We start from the raw sequence: 6,745 nt of genomic DNA, 5'->3' as shown, positions 1-6,745 counted from the left end.
GCCGCCTCGTCGAGCTCAACGTGATGGAGCAGGTGCGCAACCTGGCCAAGACCAATATCATCCAGAACGCCTTGCGCAGCGACAAGCCCCCGCGCCTGCACGGCCTCGTCTATGACATTGCCGACGGCGTGCTCAAAGACCTGCAAGTCAATGTCGAAGTCGTTATTCGGGACCTGGCGTATGTCTACGGCACCGAGGCCGAGCCAGTAGCCGACAGCACTCCGGCCTCGCCCACCCAGGAAGAAGCCACCAGCCACTACACTGGCCCCCAGCACGACCCTAGCCAGGAGCCAGCCTTTGAGGCAGTTACGGCGTAAACACAGCTTCGTGCTAGCCCATCAAAAAGGCCCGGCTGCTTCGGTAGCCGGGCTTTTTGATAGGATGGCTACTGCCCGGCGGCACTCGTAGCGGGGGCTGGCTTTAAGTTTTTGTACCAGCGGGCGTGCAAACGGTCGCGGCGAGCGGCCGCCCGCAGCAGCGGCGGCAACAGCTGCTGGCACAGGCGGTTCACGGTCAGGTCTTCGCTGGTATAAGTGGGCAGCTTAATAGCCTCTTGCAGCATGGCAATAGCCTTGCGCCGGTGGCCCTGGTACTTATACATACGGGCCAGGTCGTAGCAGTACTGCACCCGGCCGGGGTCGAGCTGGTGCGCTTTTTCGAGAGCATCAATGGCTTTCTTCGAGCTGGCACCGTGCGGAAACCCACCTAAAAAAATGCGCGAAAAGGTCTTTTCCAGCACGTTATAATGCGCCACGCGGTAGTACCAGCGGCCCAGTAGCTGCCAAGCTTCGGGCAGGTCGGGCCGACGCTCGGCAGCCAGAAACACGTGCGACCGCAGCTGCTTGAATAGGCGCAGCCGGTCGCGGGCACTTATCAGCCCGGCCTCGCTGAAGAGGGCGAGCGCCATCGCATAATTGCTTTCGCCGCCTTCGGGCTGGAGGGCTAGCGCGCGGTCGGCATACTGGTGGGCAGCGTCGAAATAGGCCTTTTTGCGGGTTTCGTCCGAGTAGCGGTTGCCGATGGTTACGCTCAGCACCGCGGCGCGCCACAGGCTTTCGTAGTGCTGGGCGTTGAGCTTGAGCACAGCCTGGTATTCGGCCAGCGCCTCCGAGTCTTTGTACTTGGTTTGCAGGCTAGCGGCCTGCCGCAGGTGCTGGCGCAAGGCCACCGAATCGGGTGCGGGCGAGGCGTTAGCCTTGGTTTTCGGCTTAGTGCCCAGCTCGGCGGCCTCGGGCCTGGCGGGCGGCGAAGGTTGGGCAGTGGTCGTTTTCTGTGCCCGGGCCACGGGCAGGCCCGCTAGCCCGGTCAGGCTCAGCAAGGCTACTACCAATGTCGGGCGAACCACAGCCATAGTATTTGGCGATTATTGCGTGGAACAAATTGCTGGTTTAGAAACAAAGCAGCAATTTGCTTCACGCAATAAGCAGGTTAAAACAGGCCTAGCTGCGCCTTGGGCCGCCGCAGCAGCGCTTGGGATTGCGCTACTTCTTCATCTGTTACTTCCACATTGGCGGGCGCGGCCGCCGGCAGCGGCTCGGCACCGGCCTCGCTCCCACCGTCAGCCTTGGCCGCGCCGCGCCGCTTGGCTTCGCGGCGGGCGGGCTCGGGGCCCTCATCGGTGAGCAGTGTGAGGCCGTGGATTTTGAAGTAGTTGAGCTTGTTGCCCATCGCCTTCCAACCCTTCACCTCGATAAACTGGTCGAGGCGGACTTTCTCAGTTTCCTTATCGGCCTTTTTATCGCGCTGCAGCTTCACCTCTATCTCGGGCTCGGCAAAGGTGCTCACCGCCAGCAGCTTTGAGCCTTTGCTTTCAGAAATAAAAGTAAATGGCTTGTCCATAGTCGTCGTTTCGATATGGAAACGCTTGACATAGTGAATTTTAGTTTCACCATCCACGTACACCGCGTTCACCACGGTGTCGGGCTCCAGCTTGCGCAAAATCAAGATATTCGGCACGTCGAAGTGCAGCGTCGGGCTGGGCGATTTCAGCTCGTACGAGCCGTCCTTGTACACCACCAGCACCACATGCTCGGTGTCGAACGCGCCCAGGTAGCGGCCGTGGCCGGCGTGGTTGAGGCGGCCCACCACCGGGTCGAAGAACACGTCGCGCCCCCCTAGCGTGCTGTCGCCCACCGACTTCTGCGTGATTTTCTTTATCGGCTGCTTGGTTACGATGTTGCCCATCGAGCCCTTGCCTTTGATGGCCAGCTCGGCAAAATCAAACTCAAACTGCTTCACCCGAGCCGGCGCCTTGTCCGAAAGCTGAATGGCAACCGTTTCGCTTTCTGAATTGGGGTTAGCCGTGAGGTACAACGTTTTCGTGCCCTTCGTACCCTTGGTGAGGTCGTAGGTTTTGTCGCGCGTGATGCCCGTAACGAGGAAGCGCTTCGCGAAGCTGATGCCGCTCGCCCCATCTACGTACACCATATTGTACACAAGGCGGTCATCATTTTTATTATAAACGCCCACGTGCAGAATGTCCTTGCCCACGAAGGTTTTCTCTGCGATTTTAGTCACCATAAAGGTGCCGTCGCGCTTGATGGCGATGATATCGTCGAGGTCCGAGCAGTCGCATACAAACTCGTCTTTCTTCAGCCCGTAGCCTACGAAACCGTCTTGGCGGTTCACGTAGAGCTTTTGGTTGGCTATCGCAACCTTCTGTGCCGCAACTACATCAAACGTACGGAGCTGAGTTTTGCGCTCGCGTCCCGTGCCATATTTTTTCAGTAGGTTTTCGAAGTACGCAATGGCGTAGCGCGTGAGGTGCGCCAGGTTGTCGGCCACTTCGGCCAGCTCGGCATCGAGGCGCTGAATGTATTCCTCGGCCTTGAAACCGTCATATTTTGAAATACGCTTGATGCGAATCTCGGTTAGGCGCGTCAGGTCATCTTCGCTCACCGGGCGGCGCAGCACGATGCGCGCGTCGTTCGCCTTCATTTTCTCGCCCTCTACCCGCACAAACTTTTTCAAGCCCGCGTCGATGGTTTCGAGAATCTGCTCCCAGGTTTCGCACTCTTCTATTTTGCGGTAGATGCGGTTTTCGATGAAAATCTTTTCCAGCGAAGCCGAATGCCACTTCTCCTGCAGTTCCTGCTGCCTGATTTCGAGCTCGCGCTCCAGCAGCCGCACGGTTTTGCCGGTGCTCAGGCGCAGCATGTCCTCCACACTCACGAAGCGCGGCTTGTCGTCGATGATGACGCAGGTGTTGGGCGAAAGCGAGATTTCGCAATCGGTGAAGGCGTAGAGCGCGTCAATGGTGAGGTCGGGGCTGATGCCGGGGGGCAGTTGCACCTGTATCTCTACATCCTTGGCCGTGTTGTCGACTACCTTCTTAATCTTGATTTTATTGGCCTCGCTCGCCTTCACGATGCTCTCCATGAGCGCCGTAGTAGTAGTGCCATACGGAATGTCGCGGATGACGAGCAGCGTTTTATCGACCTTCTCAATCGTGGCCCGCAGGCGGATTTTGCCGCCGCGCTGCCCACTCTGGTAGTTGCTGATATCGGCCAGGCCCCCAGTCGGAAAGTCGGGGTACAGCTGAAACTCGCGGCCCCGCAGCACAGCCACACTAGCCTGGCACAACTCGCGAAAGTTGTGCGGCATAATCTTGGTGCTCAGGCCCACGGCGATGCCTTCTACGCCCTGCGCCAGCAGCAGCGGAAACTTGACGGGCAGCGTAGTCGGCTCGCGCTTGCGGCCGTCGTAGCTCATCTGCCACTCCGTGATGTCGGGGTTGAACACCACTTCGAGGGCAAACTTGCTGAGACGCGCCTCAATGTAGCGCGGCGCGGCGGCCGAGTCGCCGGTGCGCACATCGCCCCAGTTGCCCTGCGTTTCGATGAGCAGGTCTTTCTGGCCCAGGTTCACCATTGCGTCGCCGATGCTGGCATCGCCGTGCGGATGGTACTGCATGGTTTGGCCGATAACGTTGGCCACTTTGTTGAAGCGGCCATCGTCCATCTCCTTCATGGCGTGCAGGATGCGACGCTGCACGGGCTTCAGGCCATCTTCTACAGCCGGCACGGCACGCTCCAAAATCACGTAGCTGGCGTAGTCCAGAAACCAATTCTGGTACATGCCACGCACGTTGTTGAGGTCGTGAATCACCTCGCCGGGAGCAAACTTGGTATCCGCGTCTTCGCTTTCCTCGGCGGCTTCCTGGGGCGAATCAGGCTCCGCCTCGGTGTCGGCAAACAGCTCGGGGCCAGCATCTTCTGCCCCGCCAAACAATACACCTGCTACTACCTGCGCAGCTTCCTGAGCCGCACCTTCTACTGCCGCAACAGTCGCTAGGTCGGCTGTAGCGCTCAGGTCAAAGTCGAGCGAGTCGCCCGTCTGCAAGTAGTCGGGTTCGGAAGCGTCGGGAGTAGAAGAATCGAAAATAGCCACTGGAGAAAACGTAAAATCGGCAAGCTGCCGTCAAAAGTACCGTAAAAATTGGCGCCAAGCACCAAATAAAAAAGGCAGGCTGGGGGCGCAAAGTTCCCAACAATATTAGTCACACTCCAAACCCCATCTACTAACTTGAGTAGCAAATAAAACCTGAGCACTACTACGCATAAAGCCCTCGCTTGCCTACTCAAGCGAGGGCCTCACATACGTTGCTAACCTTATACCAATTCTATTTCGGCCACCGGCAGCACGTCGCTCGTCACAAGGTCTTTTTCGAGGCGCAGGTTGTCGATGATGAACTCCTGGCGGGCGGGCGTATTCTTGCCCATATAGTAGGCCAGCACTTGCTGGATAGAGCGGTCCGACTGCAAGATAACCGGCTCTAGCTTAATATTTTCGCCGATAAACTTACCAAATTCATCCGGCGAAATCTCCCCTAGCCCCTTAAAGCGCGTCACCTCGGGGTTGCGGCCCAGCTTGCGCATGGCGTCCTGCTTTTCCTGCTCGTTGTAGCAGTAAATGGTTTCTTTCTTGTTGCGCACCCGGAAGAGCGGCGTTTCTAGAATATACACGTGCCCGTTGCGCACCAAGTCGGGGAAGAACTGGAGGAAGAACGTGAGCAACAGCAGCCGAATGTGCATGCCGTCGACGTCGGCGTCGGTGGCTACCACCACGCGGTTGTAGCGCAGGCCTTCGAGGCCTTCTTCGATGTTGAGCGCGTGTTGCAGGAGATTAAACTCCTCGTTCTCGTACACAATTTTCTTCTTGAGGCCGAAGCAGTTGAGCGGCTTGCCGCGCAGGCTGAACACGGCCTCCAGTTCCACATTGCGGCTCTTGGTAATACTGCCGCTGGCCGAGTCGCCTTCGGTGATGAAGAGCGTGGTGAGTTGCTCTTTTTCGGCGCTGTCCTTCACGTTTTCACCCAGGTGAAAGCGGCAGTCGCGCAGCTTGCGGTTGTGCAGGTTGGCCTTTTTAGCGCGCTGGTTGGCTAGCTTTTTCACGCCGGCCATATCCTTGCGCTCGCGCTCGCTTTGCTCGATGCGCTTGCGTAGCGCCTCGGCCGCTAGGGGGTTTTTGTGCAGGTAATTGTCGAGGTGCTCCTTCACGAAGTCCACGATGAAGCCGCGCACGGTGCGGCTGCCCTCGGGCTCCATGTTGATGCTGCCGAGCTTGGTTTTGGTCTGGCTCTCAAACACCGGCTCCTGCACGCGCACCGAGATGGCGCCGATAATGCTAGCCCGAATGTCGGAGGCGTCGTATTCCTTCTTGTAGTGCTCGCGCACCGTCTTCACCACTGCTTCGCGAAATGCAGCTAAGTGCGTGCCACCCTGCGTGGTATACTGGCCATTGACGAAAGAATAGTACTCTTCGCCGTAGTCGTTGCCGTGGGTGAGAGCTAGCTCAATGTCCTCGCCTTTGAGGTGGATAATGTCGTAGCGGCGGCTTTCGGCGTCGGTTTTATCCTTCAGCAAATCAAGCAGTCCGTGCTCCGACACGTACTTCTGGCCGTTGAAATAAATGGTCAGGCCCGCGTTGAGGTAGCAGTAATAGCGAATCTGATTTTCGAGAAACTCCGGGATAAAGCGGTAGTTCTTGAAAATGGTATCGTCGGGCTGGAAGGTGATAAGCGTGCCGTTGCGCTGGCTGGTCTTAACGGGAGCCGGGTCATTCAGGAGCTGCCCCTGCGAAAATTCAGCAGATTTAAGCTGGCCTTCGCGCACGCTCTGCACCACGAAGTTGCTGCTGAGCGCGTTCACAGCCTTGGTGCCCACCCCGTTGAGGCCCACCGACTTTTGAAACACCTTGCTGTCGTACTTGCCGCCGGTGTTGATTTTGCTCACCACATCAACCACCTTGCCCAGCGGAATGCCGCGGCCGTAGTCGCGCACCTGCACCCGGCTTTCCGATATTTTAATCTCGATGGTGCGCCCGTAGCCCATCACGTGCTCGTCGATGCAGTTATCAATTACTTCTTTAACAAGCACATAAATACCATCGTCGTAGGCCGAGCCGTCGCCGAGCTTGCCAATGTACATGCCCGGCCGCAGGCGAATGTGCTCGCGCCAGTCGAGCGAGCGAATGCTGTCTTCGTTATAGTTGTGGGCGGGGGCGGCAGGTAGGGTAGCACTCATGAGTAATAATCCGTAGAAGGCACAATGGCTGGGTAAAATAACGCCAGAAAACGCGGTCAGCCAGCATAGCGCCAGCCAGAAAATTTAGTTTTTTCAGCCAATTTAGTTAGCTAACACTGCCTGACGGCTCACAGTTCGACTCCATTCAGGCTTCAACGCGCCCAGCCAATTTGCGTAAGCGGGCCAACCTTTCGCACCCCAATCAGCACCTCCGTTTATTC

The 6,745-nt window shown here is 57.7% G+C and carries 4 protein-coding genes; 1 reads left to right on the top strand and 3 read right to left on the bottom strand.

Going from position 1 to position 6,745, the window contains the following annotated elements; genetic code table 11:
* Positions 1-317 (top strand): carbonic anhydrase (locus J4D99_RS17245; RefSeq protein WP_304607918.1); only part of this gene is annotated, 317 nt, incomplete at its 5' end.
* A gap of 68 nt (positions 318-385) precedes the next feature.
* Here J4D99_RS17245 and J4D99_RS17240 read toward each other — a convergent pair.
* From J4D99_RS17240 to J4D99_RS17230, 3 genes are all read right to left on the bottom strand, one after another.
* On the bottom strand, positions 386-1,351 hold the full coding sequence (locus J4D99_RS17240) for a tetratricopeptide repeat protein (RefSeq protein WP_208132975.1): 966 nt from the start codon (positions 1,349-1,351) through the stop codon (positions 386-388).
* A 77-nt stretch (positions 1,352-1,428) separates the two neighbouring features.
* Entirely contained in the window at positions 1,429-4,197 is a 2,769-nt protein-coding gene (locus J4D99_RS17235) for a DNA gyrase/topoisomerase IV subunit A (protein ID WP_208132986.1), read from the bottom strand.
* 413 nt (positions 4,198-4,610) lie between these two features.
* Positions 4,611-6,524, bottom strand: a complete 1,914-nt coding sequence (locus tag J4D99_RS17230; protein ID WP_208132974.1) for a DNA topoisomerase IV subunit B — start codon at positions 6,522-6,524, stop codon at positions 4,611-4,613.
* Between the last annotated feature and the right edge of the window lie 221 nt (positions 6,525-6,745).

The organism is Hymenobacter sp. BT559 (assembly GCF_017571525.1).
GTDB classification, from domain to species: Bacteria; Bacteroidota; Bacteroidia; order Cytophagales; family Hymenobacteraceae; genus Hymenobacter; species Hymenobacter ginsengisoli.
Note: the sequence above shows the minus strand (reverse complement) of the source record. Positions and strands in the feature narration are given on the sequence as shown.